Origin of the sequence: Deinococcus metallilatus, assembly GCF_004758605.1 — a bacterium.
Lineage (GTDB): Bacteria > Deinococcota > Deinococci > Deinococcales > Deinococcaceae > Deinococcus > Deinococcus metallilatus.
Genome location: NZ_CP038511.1, coordinates 102134 through 117096, shown reverse-complemented (window position 1 = coordinate 117096; position 14963 = coordinate 102134). Strand labels below are relative to the sequence as shown.

The following is a 14963-nucleotide window of genomic DNA, read 5'->3' as shown; positions in this document are numbered from 1 at the left end:
ACGCTACTGATACTCTTCACGTTCTACGATAACAGTATGACGTCGGGTACCGAGAGTGGCAGGAGTAGACAACGCCTGTTGTTCGACCTGAAAGCGTGGATCGGGCAGGAGGCGCGGCCCGGGGAGCGGTTGCCCCCCGTGCGCGAGTTGACCCGCCGTTACCACACCAGTCCCGTGACGGTGAGCGCCGTGCTCGCCCAACTGGCAAGGGAAGGGCTGATCGTCACCCGCCCTGGTCACGGCACCTTCGTCGCGGAGGCAGCCATCGTCCCGCCCTCAACGGACCTGGCGTGGCAAACCGTGGCCCTTTCGGGTCGTCCCATCTCGCCGGGCTACGTGCAGGACCTGTTTCGACCCCCTCAGCCAGACACGCTGCCGCTGGGCAGTGGCTACCCCGACGAGACGATTCAACCCCTGCCCCTGTTGCAGACTGCCCTGGGCAAGGCGTCCAGGCGACCAGGGGTCTGGTCGCGGTTACCACCGGAAGGGCTGGAGGCATTGCGGGCGTGGTTTGCCCGGGAACTGGGGGAGGCGTACCGGGCGTCTGACGTGCTGATCGTCCCCGGCGGACAGGCGGCCCTCTCGACGGCCCTGCGCGCCCTGCTCCCTATCGGGGCACCGCTGCTGGTCGAGTCTCCCACGTACTACGGTGTGCTGGCCGCCGCGGGGGCGGCAGGTGTGCAGCCGGTCCCCGTTCCGGCAGATGCGGAGGGCGTCCGGCCCGATCTGCTGGAGTTGGCGTTCCGCTCCACCGGCGCGAAGGCCGTGTATCTCCAGCCGCTCTATGCCAACCCGACGGGCGCGGTCCTGGCGTTAGGGCGCCGGGCGGTGGTGCTGGCGGCGGCGGAGCGGGCCGGGGCCTTCGTCATTGAGGACGACTACGCCCGGGGCCTCACCCTGGACGGGGAAGCCCCGCCTCCCCTGGCGGTGGACGGTCCGGGGCGCGTCGTGTACCTGCGCTCGTTGACGAAGGTGAGCGCGCCGGGGCTGCGCATCGCCGCCTTGGTCGCGCGGGGGCCCATCCTGACGCGATTGCGCCACGGGCGGGCCATCGAGGACTACTTTCTGGCGGGTCCCCTTCAGGAGACGGCCCTGGACCTGGTGACTTCCCGGGGCTGGCAGCGCCACCTGAAGGACCTTCAGGCGGCGCTGCGCGAACGGCGGGCCGTGATGGTGGGGGCGTTGAGGCGCCACTGGCCGGAGGCGCGGATCACCCTGGTCCCGCGGGGCGGGTACAACGTCTGGGTGCAACTGCCCGAGGGGACGTCCGACCTCGACTTTGTGGAGCGGGCGGCGCGGGCGGGGGTGCAGGTGAGCGCGGGCAGCGGGTTCTTCCCGACCGAGCCGGGCGGCGCATTCGTGCGCCTGAGCTACGCCGGGGCGAGTCCCGCCGTCATCGAGGAGGGCGTGGGCCGCCTTGCATTCACGGCTGTTGGACCCCAACCTGGGTAACGAGGTGATCGTCCAGCAGGCGCTCCGGCGACGGGGTGGAGAGACAGACTCGGCGGTGCCTCCAGACAGGCAGGACGGTGGGAACGCCGTCGGGAGGCAGGGTCTACGCCATGCAAATTCTGAGCGTTTGTTGTCGCGTGATTGCTGGCGCGACCCCTAGAACAGGAAGGCACGGCCCGGATGCTTCAGCCCGGAGCCACTTTCGTTGTCCTGCCACAGGCGCACAGCACCGCCTCCCGAGAATTCCACGCAGGGAGAGGCACCCTGACGCCAGCCCTTCTCGGACGCGGCAAGCGGCGTGACGTACATCCAAGAAGCAGGAGGCGCTTCCCGCCCGTTGACCGTCCCCGGAAGGAGGGTTGGAGAACGTCCGACCAGGGCGCCGGGATCGCGCCTTGCCAACCTGGGCCGCGGCCACCATGCAGGGGTATGCGCAGATTCGTTTCCCTGATGCTCGCCTGGGCGGCGAGCACCGGCACCGCCCAGACCACCACTCTGAACGAGGTCACCCAGGCCCTGCACCGGGCTCAGCGCCAGGTGATCGCCTACCTCCCCGACCTCCAGGCCCAGATGCTGGCGCAGGCCCTCAAGGAGGCGGCCAGCCGCCGGGTTCACGTCCACCTGATCACACCCCGGCGTGCTCATCTGCGGCCCGGCTCGTTCCTGCCCAGCGTCGCCCTCGCCAACGCGGAGCAACCGCCCCTGCCGCTCGGCTACCACTTCGGTGAGCTGAAGGCCCCGCCCCTGGTCATCGTGGACAACCGGACCCTCTACCTCGGCGCGGGTCTCGCCGACGGCTCCTCGGCCGTGCGGCGCGGGACGTCGGCTGAACTCACCCGGGCACTCACCGCGAGCGCGAACGTCATCAACGCCTCTCCGAATGTCCCTGCCCGGGTGCTGATCAAGGAAAGGTACGGCCTGGCATGGTGAAGCCTTTTCCCGTCATCGACCTCACCATGCCAGCCGAGTACGCGGCGGTGCAGGAGCGCTTTCCGGAGGAACTCCGGCGAATCATCGCCCCCAACCTGACGGAAACCGACGAGATCATCCTCGACCTGAATCAGCCCCTGAGCGTGCGGTTCGGAGGGCTGCGCATCGACTACCCGCTGGTGTTGGACCCGGTGCTGTTCGGCCGAGTCGACACCGAGATGCAGTCCGGAGTCACCAAGGGCTGGCGGGCGGACGGACGCATTGGTATCCCCGGGACCTTGCACCGGATCAGCCGCGAGACCAACCTCCAAGGGGCCAGCGTGATGATCACCGTGCGCATCGGTCGAGCCCTGATCGGCGTCGCCGAGCCGCTGCGCGAGGTCATCCAGGAGGCCATCGACCGGGGTGTGGGCATCGCCATCATCGGGCCGCCCTTCGTCGGGAAGACGACCCTCCTCAGGGACATCGCGCGCATCATGGCCGAGCGGTTGGGCCGCGGGTTGATCATCATGGACACCAGCAACGAGATCGGCGGGGACAGCGACCTCGCTCACTGGATCATCGGCAAGGCCCGGCGAGTCATCATTGGGGACCCCGGGCTGCAAGGTGGGAAGTACGCGCGCGCGATAGGAAACGCCGCCCCTCAGGCCCTGCTGGGTGACGAGCTCGGGTACCGGAACGACATCCCGATCATCGTCGAAAACGCCCCGCGTGGTGTGCCGATCACCGCCACCCTGCACGGCCGGGACATGGTGCGGGTAGTGAAGAGCCAGAAGCTCTGGCCGCTGCTGGGTATCCGGGACGGCCGGAAGCTCGACCCCAGCACCTTCGCTATCGCCATCGAGGTCCTGGAGCGCGGCCACTACCGAGTCCACACCAATTTCGACCGGAGCATCGAAGCCCTGCTCGGCAACGCCACCCCCACAGAAGGTCTTCACGAAGTTCGCGTCTCCTGAACCCGAAGGCCCTGCGACAACGGGACGTGCCATGCGTCCCGTTGTTCTTCTTTTCCAACCCCGTGACCCCTCAGGAGGAGTTGCTCCCTTGCGGCGAGGAACACCGGAGGCGCGCTCCAAGAACACAAGCACCAAGTCCATCCTCGTCCCTCACCTGGCGGCGCGGTTCCAGCAGAGACCTGGCGGTGCTGGTCTCCCGGCACAGCTCTCTGTTCCAGTCCCTTTCTCACATGGAGAAACCCAGACGGGGCGACAGGTCAAAGGTGGGGGGTCTATGGGCGCTTCAGCTTTTTCAGAAACGAAACGTTCCCCCCCCTGCAACGCCAGCCTCCACCCTGCCTGAAGCCCGCGCCCATGCTCGTCTCCCAGCTTCAGACCGCTCTGCCCCAACCTCAAAATACAAAGCACTTGAAAACTTCAACCGAAATTATTCAAACTTCTCATTCTTGTGAGAGGGTGAAGCGAGGAGCGGACGGTCCGTCGAGAGATGCCCGCCCATGCTGAGCCCCCCGGATGCCAGCGGTGAGGGCAGGAGAACGTTCCTTGGAGAATCGCCTCAAGACACCGGGACGTGTCCGGCAGTGATGCGAAAACACGCCGGGAGTGTCCTGGAGGAAGGGGCCTTGATGGCCTGGAGGAACCGAAGTCACCTGCACCGTGAGAGGGTCATGGCGAGCCCCGCCGGACCGATACCAATGCCGATCCGTCTGCGACATCTTCCACGCCAGGCCACCTGACTCGGGCATCACCTTCCCCCACCGTCGGTGCCCGAGTGGCCCTCCCCCGTCCTCGCGCCTCTCTCGTTCACGACAGGGAGCGGGCGGGCGACGCTCCGTGTTCGCGCACTGGCCCGGCGGGACCCTCGCCGCTCAGGCGGCGCGCTTGCCCCATCTCACATCAGGAGGAAAGCGAGATGGTGAACACCCGTTGCCGTACCTACGTCAGCCCCAAAACTTCGCAGCACGAGGAAGGTCGGGGCGAACTCCAGGCTCAGGTCGAGGCGGCCCTCCAGGTCCTGCGTCTCGCCGAGCAGCTCGGTCCCCGTCCTCGGAAACCGCGCGTCCGTGTTCACCTGCACTGACGCTCCACCCGGGTTTCACCTGTCCCCGGGACCCGGTCCACACCCCTGACCTGAAAGGGTGCCCATGCTGCATCTGCTGCTCGGCAGCCTTCGCAAGGACGCCCGGCTCCTGCGTTGGCTCGCCACCATCCTCCCTCCCGCCCTGCTGCTCGGCTTCACCTTGCGGGTCGGTCACAGGGCCCCGCCCGACGCGGCGCAGGTCTGGTCCTCGCTGCTTGCCACCCTGCTGTGGGCTGTGCTGTTCCTGCTCGCCCGCCGTTTCGGTCCGGCCTTCGACACCCGCACCGGCACCCGGTTGATGGGTACTCTCCGGGTCGTCCTCCTCCTGCTGTTCGTCATGCAACTGGTCCTGTTGCTCGGCGCCCTCTTCCCCTTCGCCTGACCTCTCCGGTCCCGAACTTCAGGAGCACCCCAGCGATGCCACCCAACGCCCGGGACGACGGACGACCTGCGACCCCTGATCCTCAGCGCCGACCGGATGTCCCACCGTGACCAGCCACTGGGCGTGGCCGGTCGGGGAGGTCCCGCGCCGAGCCTTTCCCTTTTGCGTGGCCCGGGAGGACCCTCGCCTCCCGGGCGGCGAGGCAGGCATGGCCCTCCTGCACTTCCTGCTTCGCCGCTTCGGCCACCGGGTCCCCGACCCCGTTCTCGTGACCTGCCCCGACTGCCACGGAGAGGGCGACCTCTTGGTGGACGACGGCCGTCGTGTTCACTGACCCCGACACGGGAGCGGCCGAGGTCGAGGTCGGCCAGAACCTGGAGACATGCACGACCTGCCAGGGCTCCGGTCGGGTCACTCTCAGGACACAGCTCGTGATCCGCACCACTCACCTCGTCAACACAGATCGCTGGTGGGCCCGGCACGCCAAAGCCTGACCTGCGCTCGTCAACCCGGCTGCCGAGCGGGGAGCCTCCACGTCTCTTTTGATGGCGGCTGCACCTTCCGCCCGGGTGCAGCCGCTTCCGCTCACGTCCGGCAGAGACGCTGGACTGCCCCGCCAGCTTCATTAGCCTCCACCCTCACCCGCCGGGCAGCGGGTGGGCCAGCCGCATGACCACCACCAAACGCATCCGCCACAAGGGCAAGAGGAAGTTCCCTCGTCCCCTCACCCGTGAGCAGAAACGCGAGCGGAAGTACCAGAGCTGGAGGCACGTGTGAGGCTGTCCGTCCTCCCCCGAGTCGCCAGCGCACCCCCCGCCGGCCAGGCCCTGCTGACCCACACGCTGGACCTGCTCGACCTGCTCGACGTCCTGCGGCCCAACCTGGAACGCACCCTGTGCGTCGACCTGATGATCACCTGTCCCGCCGTGTCGGCCCAGACCACCTGTGAACTCGCCCGCCTGGCCCTGCAGGAGGCCGACGGCCTCCCCGCCCATCCCCAATTGCCCCAATTGCCTGCCCTGACCGCGCACGTCCGCCGTCTGCTGGGCGCCCTGCTCGCCTCGCCCGCCCCTCACGGTCTCGTCGCCTGAACACGCCCTGACGTGACCAACCTGACCCGCACCCACACTGGAGGACGGGCACGGTCGACCCTCGCGTCCACTGCAGAACGGGCAGCCATCCCTCGCCCGGAGACCGCACCGGGCGAACCACCGGCAAGGTTTACCGGTGCCGCCGCGCACCAGAAGGAGTCCCCATGAACAAGGTCCTGATCATCGCCGCCCTCGCCCGCGATCCCGAACTCCGCTACACCCCGGGAGGCACCGCCGTCCTCGATCTCACCCTTGCGGGCGAGCGCCACATCACGGGCAGCGACGGGCGCGCGCACGTCATCCCCTTCTACGAGAACGGGCAGGCGCTGGGCAAGTACGCCGAACATCTGGCCGAGCGCGGGTATCAGGCGGGCGACGTCCTGGTGGCGGACGGGCAGCTCGATTACAGCCAGTGGGAAGCGTCCGAAGGGGGCAAGCGCAGCGCCCTGCGGGTGCGCGTCACGGGGACGGTGCGCCAAGCGGACGGAGACTTCGAACTCATTCAGGATGGCCGGGGCGGGCAGCGACTCAGGGGCGGCTTGAACCGGGCCACGGTCATCGGGAACGTGTCCGCCGACCCCGAACTGCGGTCCACACCTGCCGGTGACGCCGTGCTCGGTCTGCGTCTGGGCGTCAACGAGAAGTACAAGGACCGTCAGGGCCAAGCCCAGGAGAAGACGCACTGGGTGGACGTGACCCTGTGGCGCGACCTGGCCCTGGCTCACCAGGGACTGCGCAAGGGTGACCCGGTCCTGGTGGAGGGCGCACTGGTGGACGAGTCGTGGACGGACCGCGACGGGCGTGGGCGGCGGACCAAGAAGGTCGAGGCGGACACGGTGGTCCCCCTCAGCCGGGGTGCGGGCACGGGGACCTCCGGCACGCCAGCTCCGGCACGCGAGCAGCGGCAACCGGTCGCCGCCTCGGGGACTCGCGCGGCCAGCTCTCAGAACGCCGCGCCCGCCCCGACCCGCTCTGGGGGGCTGGACATCGATCAGGGGCTGGAGGACTTCCCGCCCGACGAGGAGCCCCTGCCGTTTTGAGCCAGCCCGGGGGAGAGCGCCTCTCTCCCCTGTTCTTCTGGAGCATCCACCCGCCGGCCCCATCGCCCCCGGCGGGGTGCCCCTGAGGGACCCTCGCCCGGGAGAACGCCGGGCGCAAAGGAGCGCATGAACCTGTCCCTGAAGCTCGGCGAGGGCGTAAGGCAACTCCACGAATGAATTCGGGGGCTTTGCTGTCAGAAGCAGAGCCCACGCCTTACCAGGGGACCTGAATCTCAGGTAGCAGATGGATGGACGATCGGACCTTTGAATGCCCCTTGCCAGTTCAAAGCTCTCCGGAGCGGCCTGCGAAGCCCCGGGCACGGGGATGTCCGGCCCGCACCGCTCAAGCACCACCCGGCTCAACGCCATCCCTCCCCCCGAGGCAGACTTCACTCCCCTCACCGGGAAGAGCACCAGCCACGGAGTAATCCGATGACCGAACGCCCTATCGTCCATCTCGACTCCTTCAAGCCTCGGGACCGGCAGCTTCCGAACCGGGCCCTGGTGGTCTCCGCCACCCACAAACCCCTGATGCCCTGCCACCCCGCGCGAGCCAGAGAACTTCTCAGGAAAGGCAGGGCCGCAGTGCTCCGTCACCAGCCTTTCACCATCGTCCTGAAAGACAGGGCTTGTGGAGTGACCCAGCCTCTGAGCCTTAAGCTCGACCCTGGGTCCAAGACCACGGGCATCTGTGCCGTGGCTGAGATGAAGCGGGGGCCAAAGGTCGTTTGGGCAGCACTCCTGCACCATCGCGGACGGGCCATCCAGCAGAGCCTGGATGCACGCCGAGTTCTCCGGCGGGCGCGACGGTCTCGCAAGCTCTGGTACCGTCAGCCGAGGTTCGACAACCGCACCCGTCCGATGGGCTGGTTGCCGCCCAGTCTTACGCACCGGGTACTCACCACGTTGACTTGGGTGGGGCGCCTCTCGCGTTGGGCCGCAGCCACTCACCTGGCTACTGAACTGGTTTCCTTCGACACGCAACGCCTGCAGAATCCATTCATCAGGCGAGAGGGCTACCAGCGAGGTACCCTTTACGGCTACACCGTCCGGCGCTACCTCTTACAGAAGTGGCAGGGCAGGTGTGCCTACTGTGACCGGAATGACCGCCCGCTAGAAGTCGAACACCTGACACCGCGCTCACAAGGGGGATCAGACCGCATCTCCAATCTCGTGCTCTCGTGCACGCCCTGCAATCTGAAAAAGGGTACCCAGAGCCTGCAGCAGTTCCTCGCGGAGAATCTCATCCTGCTGAAAAAGATCCGGGCGCAAGTTCAGGACCCCCTGCATGACAGCGCTGCGGTCAACGCGACGAAGGCTAAGCTGCTGCGTGAGCTTCAGAAGACCGGGCTTCTCGTCGAGATTGGCGACGGCGCACAGACCAGCTTCAACCGAGACATTCAGGGCTACCCCAAGGCCCACTGGATTGACGCAGCCTGTGTCGGACCTTCTGGCGCCCGGGTGATCGTCCCGAACCTGCGTCCGCTTGCCATCATCTGCATCGGGCACGGGAACCGGCAGATGTGCGGGACCAACAAGTTCGGTTTCCCTACCCGGCACCGCACTCGGCAAAAGACCCACTTTGGTTTCCAGACCGGAGATCTGGTGCGGGCAGTCGTCACCACTGGGAAGAAGGCAGGAAGCTACGTCGGGCGGGTTTCAGTGCGGGCGACTGGAAAATTCCGACTCCCAATGGTTGACGGGCTGCATTACCGCTTCTTCGTGCTCATCCAGAAAGGAGACGGCTACGCTTACAGTTAAAAGCAGTGCCCTCACAGGCGCCGGCCACCTGTTGATCTACGGTCCTATGGCCCTCGAGGCCGCCCGCGTCATCACCTCGGCGGCCCGGACCCTCCCCGGCATTCGCGCCGGAGGGCGGTCGGGCCGGGCGCAGGTGGACACCACCCTCAGCGGCCGGACCAGGCACCTTCCCTTCACGGTGGAGAGAGCCGGGACATGCTGAGGTTCCTGCACGTCCTCGCCAGTTTTCTCACGCCCGCCTTCGAGGTCGAGCAGCAGTTCCCGCCACGCGGTGGCGAGCGGCGCAGCCTCCACGTCATCCACCGGCCGGGCGCGGGGTACGCCGTGTTCGAGACCCGCACCGACGAGGCGCAGGGGGAGACGGCCATCGACGCCGAGACCTTCGAGGACGGCCTGACCCGTCCCCAGGCCCTGCGTCGCGCGGCCCGGTCCGGAACTCGCCCCGAGACGGTGGCCGCGGTGCAGGCGTCCCGTTCGGCCCTCGTTCCCGCGCCCGTTCCTCTTCGGCTGGAGGTGCACGGCGACCTCGGGGTCGTCACCCTGCACTTGCACGAGCACCTGGACCAGCCGGGCTTCCTCGCCGCGGTGGAGTGGGCCCTCCGGACCACCGACGCCGCGTCCTACCTCGCCCTGATCGGCCGGGAGGGAGAGCGGGAACTGGCCTGGCAGGCCCTCTTCGAGCGGGTGCCTTGGGGTCGGGGGACGGTTCGCGAGATCGAGCGCTTCACCGCCCACCTGTGACCCCGAAGGGCAGACCTTTCCAGGAAGGACCCTCGCCCGGAACCTCACCGGGCGTGCACGCGCTCACATGACCCCCGGGGAAGCATGACTAAGTTGGCCGTGACCGTCGACGCTCGACGCGCAGGGACGGCTCACCCTGCCCCCCGAGGCGCAGGCCCGCCTCGCCCGTGGGCCCCGGCAGACCGTGGTGATCGATGTGGAGCTCCCCGTCGAGGAGACGCCGGTCGGCGAGGGCGAGCCCCCCTTCCTGCGCTTCATCGGCACCCTGCCCCCCTGGCCGAGGACAGCCGCACGTCCTACCGACGTGTACGGGGACACGAGGACTGACAGGTTGCACCGGTATGCGGGTGCGCGGCCCGTCATGGGTGTGGCATTTTGGCGTACAATGATGCCAAGGGGAATGTGATGACGCAGCTACCGAAAGACGAGCGGCTGCACCTGCGAGTGACTGGGGAGCACCATGATCTGATCGAACAGGCCGCCACCCTCGAGGGGCTCACCCTTACGGGTTTTGCCACCCGTCACCTGGTGGACGCGGCGACGCGCGTGGTCGAACATCACCGCGTGACGCAGCTCGGCCGAGAACAGGCCGAAGCGTTTCTCCGTGCCCTCGAGGAAGGCGAGGCGCCCCAGGGTGTGGACCGCCTCACGCGCCACTTCGGCCGGACCTCGCTGCCTGTGCGGGAAGAACCGTGAGTGTGGACGATCTGCAGGTGACGCCGCTCGGTCCCCACCATGACCGGGCGGCGTTCACGTGTGGCGAGGCGACGCTCGACCGCTACCTGCGCGAACAGGCGAGCCAGGACCGCAAACGCTCGCTCGCACGTTGCTACGTCCTCACAAGAGCGAGCGAGCCCGCCCGTGTCGTGGGGTACTACACCCTCAGCGCCCACAGTCTCCGGCTTCACGACTTGCCCGAAGACGCGGCGCGCGGCATTCCCTACCGTGACGTTCCGGGCGTGCTGGTCGGGCGGATGGCGCTGGACGTGCGCGAGCAGGGTCGGGGCCTTGGGGAGCGGCTCCTCGCGGCGGCCGTCGAACACTGCGCGCGGTTGGAGAGTGAGCTGGGGTTGCGGGTGATCGTGGTGGATGCGCTTTCCGAGGGAGCGGTCCGCTTCTACGAGCGTTTCGGCTTCCAGCGCTTTGGCTCCGGTGACTTGCGGCTTTTCCTGAGCCTCCGGCACGTGCGGCCCAGGACGTAGGACAGAGAAGGCGAAGGGCCATGGGGAGGGGCCGGCGTGCCTCTCCCCGTTCAGCATGCCCCGGCAGAACCCTCGCCCTGATGGGCGGGACAGGCAGTATGAAGGCGTTCGACTTCCACCTGCTGCGTCATACCGAGGCCCAGCTTCGGGTCCTTGCGCAAATCCTCGGTCAGGGCCGTGACATCCACGACGCTACGGACCGCGCCGCCCTGGCCCTGAACGTTCGCGCCCAACTCGCCCCGGACGTCCTGGTGTTCACGCTCGTGCAGGCTCCCCGGCAGGAGCAGATCCGCCCCGGTGACCTCCTCGTCGGGGTGGCCTCACCGCCCGTGTCCTCTCCCTGGGCGACTTCAGGGACGCCGCCTCCACCCATCGAATCCTCCTGCTGCACTGAACCTCTCGCTGTCCCCCGAGCGGGTCAGCGCCCCACCACAAGGGGTGCACCATGAACGAAGGCATGATCAGTGGTTGCGTCGTCCGCGTCGAGGACAAGACCCAGACCTTTCCCGCGGCCATCGTCACCCTGGCGGGCGAGACGAGCCGAGTCAGCAAAGCCCTGGTCTTCTTCGAGCAGGTCCGCGTGACCCGAGACGTCGCCGTGAAGGCCCTCCAGCTCGAACCGGGACAAGCCGTGCTCTTCGATCGGGCCACGGTTGAGCAACTGATCTGGACCGACCGGCAGACTGGGGAACCGCGCGCGCAGATCGTGACCCGGGGCCGCTCCTTCGTGAAGCTGCGGGGGGTCCGCACCCGGCGTCAGGGGGAGCATCTCCTCTTGGAGAACGCGGTCAACATCTTCACCCTCCGCGGGCGGTTGGCGAAGAAGACCGAGACGCGCCGGGCAGGGGTGTTCGGCGAGGTGACGGAAGCCCTGGTGACGCTGAACCTCCCCGTCAAGTCGGGCGCGCCCGAGACCCGCCCGCACTACCTGAAGGTCGAGGCCTGGCGGGAGACGCCGCTCAAGGGGCAGCGCAGCGGCGCCCTGGTCATCACGCAGGTGCTCGTCAAGACGGATGCGAGCATCATCGGTGGAGAGAAGCGGTACTTCACCGTGCTGGAGGAACGCGCGAGCAGCGTGATGGCGTGAGCCGGCGGTATGAACGCGTACGCGCCGGAGGTTGCCGTGATGGGCCCTCACCCGTGAACAAGCCCGCCACTTCCAACCCGGCTCACGGTCCTCGATTGGTGGCTCGCGGCACGGCTCCACCACGCCCAGCCGTTCTGACCTCCCACGCCCGGGGGCTGAACGGGCAGCCCTCCATTCCGGTGCCTCCAGACGCTGGGGGAGATTCCGGAAGGATGGGCAAGGCATGCGGCGGCCCCTCTCCGTCCAGGGCCGGAGGAAGCCGGGCATGTCCGAACAGGCCACGCCTGCCCCCAAGCCGCAACACGAACTGGACGTGCTGTACGCCCGGCTCGCCGAGCGCAACGCCCACCTGTTTCCCGGACGGCTCCAGGTGCCCCGCGCCGCCCGCACGTGCGTCAAGGGTCCCGCCGCGCTGGAGCGCGAGATCCAGGCTTTTGAACGTTTCCGGCGGCGGCACGAGGGCCGAAGGCGGGTGCTGTGGACCGTGCTGGACGCCTGCTCCCCCAGCGAGCCCGAGTGGGAGGGCGTCGTCTGGATTCGGCACGCCAGCGGGCTGAAGGAGCGGGTGCCCATTCGTCAGCATCCCGCGTTGCAGGCGGCCGTCCCGGGGACCGGTCAGCTCGCCGACCTGAACGAGGCGGGGACGGCGATCTTCGAGCAGTTCGTCCGGCCGCGCCTGACGCCCGAGCAGGTCCGGAGCGCGTTGAAAGTCGGCTACGGCCGCACCTGTGTTCACCGGATGACGGCCCTGCGGGACCACCCCTTCACGCCCGGCGTCCGGGAGTTCTACGAACTGCGCACCGAGTACTCGGTCAGTGCCCTCACGCCCCGCACCGGGCAGCACGCTCCGGCGAAGTACTGCCGTTTCACCTGCACCCAGACCACCACGCGGGTACAGCGTCGGGGCCGGGACCTGCTGCTGATCCAGGGCGGACAGGTGCGGAACGTGAAGTACGGCCGCTTCGATCCGGCGGGCCTCACGCCGGAGGTGTGCCGGGGCCTCCAGGCGCTCGCGTGGGAACTGGCGCGGGAAACCTGTTGCGCCGGGGAACTCGCGCAACTCCGCGAGGCCTTCGCGCCGGAGGACCAGCCCCGCACCACCGAGCGGCTGGGTCCCTTCCTGTTCGCCGTGCAGCACCCGGACTACCTCAACGTGCCCGCGCTCATCGAGCATGTGCAGCTCAGCGCTAGGCGCGAGTACCGGGCGTGGTTGAGGCGCAGGCCCGGCGCGACCACCCTGCTGCGCGAACTGTGCGGTTCCCTCCCCCGCGGCGTCCGGCCGCTCCTCGCGCGGCTGGACGTGCTCACCCTGGCCGCGTCCCTCCACCGCAGCGGCATGAGGTCCCCGGACCTCAAGGCCCAGGTCCTGAACGCCTACGCGCCCGCCCTGCGCGAGCACCGCTGCGGCCCACCTTTTGATGCCCGCTGGTACGTCGAACTCGCGGGCGGCGAGCAGCAGGCCGCCCGGCGGCTGATCCGCACCTTCCGGGAGGGGCACGCCGTCTCTGGCCTCGCGCTCCTGCTCGGCGACACGGAGCGCCTGTGGCAGGACGTTCAGGCCGCGCAGCCGGGTTACCGGCCCGGGCGAGACCAGCTCGACCCGCTGGCCCTGCACGACCACCTGGCCCGGCTGCATACCCGCATCCGGACCGAGAACCGGCCCATCCCCAGTGGCACGGACGGGCGGCTCTCTCACCTCGACGCCGACCTCCCTCACGCGGCCCGCGGCACGCTCCACTTCCGCCGGGCCCGGGAGACGCACGACCTCATCCACGTCAGCGAGACCCTCCACAACTGCGTGTCGAGTTACGCCGGGGCGGCCATCCGCGGCGAGGTCGTCATCGTCGTCGCCCGAGACGGGCGGGGGACGCCGGTGTACTGCCTCGAGGTGCGGGGACGTGCCGTCCACCAGTTCAAGCGCGACCGCAATCAGGGCCTGAGGGATCAGACCGACCTCGCGGCGGCGTTCGGCTACCTCGGTCAGGCGTGCCTCAGCATCCGCACACACGATCTCGCACCACTGTGCCACCATCCCGGCCTACCCCAGGAGGCCGTCTCCATCCCTGAACCCGAGCCGGACGACCTCCCCTTCTGACGTCGGGCAGTTCCGGGTGTCCCGGAAGGAGGAGGCGTCGGTGCGAGAACCATCCCCGACATGGTGGGGCCGACCCTCGCCCGCTGGGCGGGAGCCTGGGTTGCTCCCACATTGAGGACTTCGGAGCCAGAGAAGCCACAGTCACCCAGCGCGTGTCCCTCACCCTGCCGGGTGCCCGTGGTGCATGCCGACTGGAATTCCTGTCCTGCACGCTGTCTACCAGCGCCGTCTCTCCGCCGACGCCACCAGTCCGCTCCATCTGGTGGCGCTGGTCACGACCACCGACGCGGAGACCGCCTTCGACCTGACCAACCACGGCGGACGACAGGACACCTGGATCAACAATCCCGGCGTCGTCCCGCTGGACCTGGGAGGCCGCAGCAGTGGCGTCCACGACGTTTTCGTCGGAGACCAGGAAGCGCTGCTGTACCTGGGAGCCGGGACGGCCATCCTGGCGCTCCCCACCCGGGCGGTCAACGTGACCGTGCTCCTCGCGCTGCCGAGCTGCCTCGTGTGGGCTGACGCGCGTGTCTGCCTGCTTGGCGAGACCACGGACGAGGCCCTGCGGGCGGAGTTGTCGCGTCCCGAGGTGGCGCGGCGCCTGCTCGCCGAACTAGAGGGCGAACCCGACCTCCCCGGCACCCCTCGGGTGATCGTCCAGGGAGCGTTGACGCAGGCCGCCAAGCTGCTCTGCGGCCTGCGCTCGCAATCCGGGCTGCGTGCCCGGCTGGACGCGCTGCCGGACCACCAGGCCAGGGTCGATGTCATGGCGGCGGCGCTGGCGATCAAAGGGGTGGCCGCCGGCGCGGAAACGCTGGCCCTCGCGCGGGCGGTGGTCGACGCCCGTCACCTGACCTCCTTCCGCGAGGCCCCGACGGCCACCGCGCGGCTGGAGACGTGGCGCTTCGTGAACCTGGACGGCCTGGACGGCCGCCCGACCCTCACCGGGCGCGTCTTTGACCATCCGGAGGCCCGCGCCGGGGAGCAAGTCGTCACGGACCCCGTCGAGGCCCTGCATGGCACGGTGGCCCGCACCTCGTCCCGGGTCTACGCGCTGGGCGAACCTGGAGACGAGGACGCGGCGGCGCACCTGCGGACCCTCGTGCGCTTGCTGGAAGCGGAACGGGACGGGCGGTGAGGGTGCC

Annotated in this window: 15 protein-coding genes; 14 read left to right on the top strand and 1 reads right to left on the bottom strand. The window is 68.7% G+C overall.

The window, feature by feature from the left end; translation table 11 throughout:
• The first annotated feature begins 78 nt into the window (after window positions 1–78).
• The 3 genes from E5F05_RS04430 (at window position 79) to E5F05_RS04420 (ending at window position 3338) form a co-directional block, all read left to right on the top strand.
• Entirely contained in the window at window positions 79–1452 is a 1374-nt protein-coding gene (locus E5F05_RS04430; RefSeq protein WP_244944483.1) for an aminotransferase-like domain-containing protein, read from the top strand.
• A 429-nt stretch (window positions 1453–1881) separates the two neighbouring features.
• Window positions 1882–2382, top strand: a complete 501-nt coding sequence (locus E5F05_RS04425) for a phospholipase D-like domain-containing protein (RefSeq protein WP_103128211.1) — start codon at window positions 1882–1884, stop codon at window positions 2380–2382.
• Complete coding sequence (locus tag E5F05_RS04420; RefSeq protein ID WP_129117548.1) at window positions 2376–3338, top strand: AAA family ATPase; 963 nt, start codon at window positions 2376–2378, stop codon at window positions 3336–3338. The genes E5F05_RS04425 and E5F05_RS04420 overlap by 7 nt, the downstream gene beginning before the upstream one ends.
• 892 nt (window positions 3339–4230) lie before the next feature.
• Here E5F05_RS04420 and E5F05_RS04415 read toward each other — a convergent pair.
• On the bottom strand, window positions 4231–4410 hold the full coding sequence (locus E5F05_RS04415) for a hypothetical protein (RefSeq protein WP_146719915.1): 180 nt from the start codon (window positions 4408–4410) through the stop codon (window positions 4231–4233).
• Between the two features lie 73 nt (window positions 4411–4483).
• Between E5F05_RS04415 and E5F05_RS04410 the strand changes: the two genes are divergently transcribed.
• The 11 genes from E5F05_RS04410 to E5F05_RS04365 all read left to right on the top strand — a co-directional run bounded on the left by E5F05_RS04410 (window position 4484) and on the right by E5F05_RS04365 (window position 14956).
• Window positions 4484–4801, top strand: coding sequence for a hypothetical protein (locus tag E5F05_RS04410; RefSeq protein WP_129117546.1), 318 nt, complete (start codon window positions 4484–4486; stop codon window positions 4799–4801).
• A 773-nt stretch (window positions 4802–5574) separates the two neighbouring features.
• Window positions 5575–5892: a hypothetical protein gene (locus tag E5F05_RS04405; RefSeq protein WP_129117545.1), complete on the top strand. Its 318-nt coding sequence runs from the start codon at window positions 5575–5577 to the stop codon at window positions 5890–5892.
• 164 nt (window positions 5893–6056) lie between these two features.
• Window positions 6057–6932 (top strand): single-stranded DNA-binding protein, encoded by an 876-nt coding sequence (gene ssb, locus E5F05_RS04400; protein ID WP_129117544.1) that lies wholly within the window; start codon window positions 6057–6059, stop codon window positions 6930–6932.
• A 432-nt stretch (window positions 6933–7364) separates the two neighbouring features.
• Window positions 7365–8693 carry an RNA-guided endonuclease IscB gene (gene iscB / locus E5F05_RS04395; protein WP_103128204.1) on the top strand — a complete coding sequence of 443 codons (1329 nt, stop codon included), beginning with the start codon at window positions 7365–7367 and terminating at the stop codon, window positions 8691–8693.
• Between the two features lie 46 nt (window positions 8694–8739).
• Window positions 8740–8895: a hypothetical protein gene (locus E5F05_RS21195; protein WP_164973342.1), complete on the top strand. Its 156-nt coding sequence runs from the start codon at window positions 8740–8742 to the stop codon at window positions 8893–8895.
• Window positions 8889–9434, top strand: coding sequence for a hypothetical protein (locus E5F05_RS04390; RefSeq protein ID WP_129117543.1), 546 nt, complete (start codon window positions 8889–8891; stop codon window positions 9432–9434). The genes E5F05_RS21195 and E5F05_RS04390 overlap by 7 nt, the downstream gene beginning before the upstream one ends.
• A 405-nt stretch (window positions 9435–9839) precedes the next feature.
• Complete coding sequence (locus E5F05_RS04385; RefSeq protein ID WP_129117542.1) at window positions 9840–10130, top strand: type II toxin-antitoxin system TacA family antitoxin; 291 nt, start codon at window positions 9840–9842, stop codon at window positions 10128–10130.
• A 2-nt stretch (window positions 10131–10132) separates the two neighbouring features.
• The gene (locus E5F05_RS04380; RefSeq protein WP_129117541.1) at window positions 10133–10636 is read left to right on the top strand and encodes a GNAT family N-acetyltransferase; all 504 of its coding nucleotides are present in this window, start codon (window positions 10133–10135) and stop codon (window positions 10634–10636) included.
• A gap of 445 nt (window positions 10637–11081) precedes the next feature.
• Window positions 11082–11723, top strand: coding sequence for a hypothetical protein (locus E5F05_RS04375; RefSeq protein ID WP_129117540.1), 642 nt, complete (start codon window positions 11082–11084; stop codon window positions 11721–11723).
• A gap of 265 nt (window positions 11724–11988) precedes the next feature.
• Window positions 11989–13818: a PcfJ domain-containing protein gene (locus E5F05_RS04370; protein WP_164973341.1), complete on the top strand. Its 1830-nt coding sequence runs from the start codon at window positions 11989–11991 to the stop codon at window positions 13816–13818.
• A gap of 184 nt (window positions 13819–14002) precedes the next feature.
• Window positions 14003–14956 (top strand): hypothetical protein, encoded by a 954-nt coding sequence (locus E5F05_RS04365; protein ID WP_129117538.1) that lies wholly within the window; start codon window positions 14003–14005, stop codon window positions 14954–14956.
• Window positions 14957–14963 lie beyond the last annotated feature (7 nt).

What these genes read in the sequence shown, in the direction of transcription:
- E5F05_RS04420 (WP_129117548.1), top strand. Translation starts at nt 2,376, where the DNA reads ATGGTGAAGCCTTTTCCCGTCATCGACCTCACCATGCCAGCCGAGTAC.
- ssb (WP_129117544.1), top strand. Translation starts at nt 6,057, where the DNA reads ATGAACAAGGTCCTGATCATCGCCGCCCTCGCCCGCGATCCCGAACTC.
- E5F05_RS04390 (WP_129117543.1), top strand. Translation starts at nt 8,889, where the DNA reads ATGCTGAGGTTCCTGCACGTCCTCGCCAGTTTTCTCACGCCCGCCTTC.
- E5F05_RS04385 (WP_129117542.1), top strand. Translation starts at nt 9,840, where the DNA reads ATGACGCAGCTACCGAAAGACGAGCGGCTGCACCTGCGAGTGACTGGG.
- E5F05_RS04365 (WP_129117538.1), top strand. Translation starts at nt 14,003, where the DNA reads ATGCCGACTGGAATTCCTGTCCTGCACGCTGTCTACCAGCGCCGTCTC.
- E5F05_RS04410 (WP_129117546.1), top strand. Translation starts at nt 4,484, where the DNA reads ATGCTGCATCTGCTGCTCGGCAGCCTTCGCAAGGACGCCCGGCTCCTG.
- E5F05_RS21195 (WP_164973342.1), top strand. Translation starts at nt 8,740, where the DNA reads ATGGCCCTCGAGGCCGCCCGCGTCATCACCTCGGCGGCCCGGACCCTC.
- E5F05_RS04375 (WP_129117540.1), top strand. Translation starts at nt 11,082, where the DNA reads ATGAACGAAGGCATGATCAGTGGTTGCGTCGTCCGCGTCGAGGACAAG.
- iscB (WP_103128204.1), top strand. Translation starts at nt 7,365, where the DNA reads ATGACCGAACGCCCTATCGTCCATCTCGACTCCTTCAAGCCTCGGGAC.
- E5F05_RS04425 (WP_103128211.1), top strand. Translation starts at nt 1,882, where the DNA reads ATGCGCAGATTCGTTTCCCTGATGCTCGCCTGGGCGGCGAGCACCGGC.
- E5F05_RS04370 (WP_164973341.1), top strand. Translation starts at nt 11,989, where the DNA reads ATGTCCGAACAGGCCACGCCTGCCCCCAAGCCGCAACACGAACTGGAC.